The organism is Cysteiniphilum sp. (genome assembly GCF_057495195.1).
Window position 1 is genome coordinate 1 of sequence record NZ_JBXTEF010000059.1, and the last position, 2,982, is coordinate 2,982.

Below are 2,982 nucleotides of genomic sequence, written 5' to 3' on the forward strand. Positions count from 1 at the left end.
GGGTAAGCTTGGGAAAATCACACTTCATAGAGGCTTCGACTTACGCTCAGCCAACGCTTACAAAATCAAAGTGGACAGTAATATGGTCATAACCTATAAACGCTTAAACATATACTAACTCCAGTATTTTATGGACTCTTTATCTGTTATCCTTTACACATGTTTAGACAATAACATGGAAGGTGATTGCAGATGTCGTTAAAGCGTTTGTTTCCTATTATCCTTTTAATTATCGGTTTAATCCTCTTTTTTGTGTTAGGTGGCGAGCATTATTTGTCTCTTGAGACCTTAGCGATGCATTATCAAAACTTACAAGCATTTACGCAACAACATTATGTATTGAGTGTGCTTATTTTCATGCTCAGTTACATCATTATCGTTGCGTTCTCAATCCCAGGAGCGACGATAATGACGCTATTAGGCGGATTTCTTTTTGGTGTTTTCTTTGGTGGTATTTGGACAATTCTTGCGGCGACTATTGGTGCGACAATTACCTACTTAGCAGTACGTATGGCGTTTGCTGAAAATTTAAAGCATAAAGCCTCAGGCAGTATTGCTAAGATGCGTGATGGCTTTCAGCAAAATGAGTTTAATTATTTATTGTTCTTAAGACTCTTACCCGTCTTCCCCTTTTTTATTATTAACATTGCCGCGGGTGTTTTAGGCGTAAGCTTACGTCATTTTTTTCTAGGCACACTCCTTGGCATTATCCCTGGCACCTTTATTTATACTTGGGTGGGAAGTGGCTTAGGCTTCGCCCTTGAACAAGGACACACGCTTAATCTTAAGGTTATTTTTTCACCGCAAATATTATTGCCTATTTGTGCTTTAGCATTATTATCTTTGGTACCAATTATTTATAAGAAACTTAAAAATAGCAGTAGGCTAAAAGACAACCCACACAAGGAATAATAATAATGATCGAATCAAGTCTGCGCCCACTATTTCAAAGAGTTTTTATTCAACCTCTTCTGCATATCGGCGCACGCCACCTACCTGCTAATGCGATTACCGTTACCTCTTTAATTACAGGCTTTATTAGTGCATGTTTTTTAAGTGCTGAATTTAACTTCATGGCTATTTTGTGGCTACTTATTTCAGGTTACCTCGACATCCTTGATGGCTCGGTTGCGCGCCTACAAAACAACAGTACACATTTTGGTACCGTTCTTGATATTCTCAGTGATCGATTGGTTGAATCATTTATCGTAATCGCCCTTTTTATTCGTGATCCAACTTTGGCTTTTGTGTGTTTATTGATGATGATGTCGATGCTTGTCTGTGTTAGCAGTTTTCTATTGGTTGGCATTTTTTCGGAAAAACAATCGGAAAAAAGCTTTTATTATAGCCCTGGTCTTATGGAGCGTGCCGAGGCTTTTATCTTTTTTATCGCGATGATTATCTTTAACCAATTTGCTCTGATCATCGGTATTGTTTTCACACTTTTAGTATTATGGACAACTGGCGTTCGCGTGTATGAATTTTACAAACAAAGTAGTGAGAGTAAATAAATTTAATTTATACCACAAATAATGCTAGTGCCTCTATTCGTTCGCAGGCAAAATTGTTATTATCTTGCGGGTGAAAATACGACGAGATCTACTTGCTAAATCATAAGGAGAAATAATTCATGTCAAATGGTTCAAATAAAAGTGTACGCGTTACCGTAACAGGGGCAGCTGGCAATATTGGTTATGCTGTCATCTTCAGAATCGCTTCAGGTGAAATGTTTGGTAAAGATGTTGATGTACATCTTAACCTATTGGAATTAGAGCAAACATTGCCTACACTACAAGGTGTTAAAATGGAACTTGATGACTGCGCATTCCCATTATTAAAAAGTGTTACTTGCACGGCAGATGTTAATGAAGCCGTTAAAGACGCTAACTGGGTATTAATGATTGGTGCAGTTCCTCGCAAAGCAGGTATGGAGCGCTCTGATTTATTAGGTGTTAACGGTAAAATCTTCAAACCAATGGGTGAAGCTATCAGCAAGCATGCCGCTAAAGATGTTCGCGTTTTAGCCGTTGGCAATCCTTGTAATACGAATGCATTAATCACCATGATGAATGCCGCCAATGTCCCTAATGATCGCTTTTTCGCCATGATTTCACTTGATGAGAACCGCGCGCGTAAGCAGCTTGCTATTAAAGCCGGTGTTGATGTTACTGAAGTCAAGAAAATGACCATTTGGGGTAACCACTCAGCAACACAATTCCCTGACTTTGCCCATGCTGAGATTGTTGGCAAGCCTGCAACTGATGTCATTACTGATCGCAAGTGGTTAGAAGAAGACTTTATTCCAATGGTTCAGCAACGTGGCGCTGCTGTGATTAAAGCGCGTGGCGCATCTTCTGCCGCCTCTGCAGCAAATGCTGTTATCACTAGCGTTAGAGGGATTATTTTTGACACGCCAGCCGGTGAAACAGTCTCAATCGCAAAAGTATCTAATGGTGAGTACGGTGTTGATAAGGGACTTATCTTTGCTATGCCTTGTGTGGTTAAAAATGGTGAGATCACAGTTGTCGAAGGCATTACACAGGATGCATTTGGTCAAAAAGCTTTTAATAATACACTTGATGAGCTTCGTCATGAGCGCGATATTGTCAAAGAAGCAGGATTAATTTAATTTCATTAAGCCATCACTCATTAGCACGCCTCTTTGTGCTAGCTTATCTTCTTGGTACGTAAGCATAATTACATTACCCATCATAAAATCTCTGCACCCTCACAAATTACAATGCAGAAAGACTGTAAAATGGTTTGTGGGTGGTATATGCTAATGGCACTTTGAAATTGAATATACAGAGCAATATGCTAAGCCTTATACAGCGTGTTACTCACGCTTCTGTTACCGTCGACAATAATCAAATTGCTCATATTGCCCAAGGTATTATGGCACTTATATGCGAATCAAGGGTTGAATAATAATCAAAAATAAAGTTTACGAGTTGCCAATCCATAATTTATTGTGTTAATGAA

Annotated in this window: 4 protein-coding genes; all 4 read left to right on the top strand. The window is 39.0% G+C overall.

Annotated features, from left to right (window positions below; genetic code table 11):
• Positions 1 to 192: 192 nt before the first annotated feature.
• The 4 genes from ACY10D_RS05190 (at position 193) to ACY10D_RS05205 (ending at position 2,928) form a co-directional block, all read left to right on the top strand.
• Positions 193 to 912, top strand: a complete 720-nt coding sequence (locus ACY10D_RS05190) for a TVP38/TMEM64 family protein (protein ID WP_486999707.1) — start codon at positions 193 to 195, stop codon at positions 910 to 912.
• Positions 913 to 917: 5 nt separating this feature from the next.
• On the top strand, positions 918 to 1,511 hold the full coding sequence (locus ACY10D_RS05195; protein ID WP_486999708.1) for a CDP-alcohol phosphatidyltransferase family protein: 594 nt from the start codon (positions 918 to 920) through the stop codon (positions 1,509 to 1,511).
• 119 nt (positions 1,512 to 1,630) lie between these two features.
• Positions 1,631 to 2,629 carry a malate dehydrogenase gene (locus ACY10D_RS05200; RefSeq protein WP_486999709.1) on the top strand — a complete coding sequence of 333 codons (999 nt, stop codon included), beginning with the start codon at positions 1,631 to 1,633 and terminating at the stop codon, positions 2,627 to 2,629.
• Positions 2,630 to 2,814: 185 nt separating this feature from the next.
• Positions 2,815 to 2,928, top strand: a complete 114-nt coding sequence (locus ACY10D_RS05205) for a D-aminoacyl-tRNA deacylase (RefSeq protein ID WP_486999710.1) — start codon at positions 2,815 to 2,817, stop codon at positions 2,926 to 2,928.
• The last annotated feature ends 54 nt before the right edge of the window (positions 2,929 to 2,982 follow it).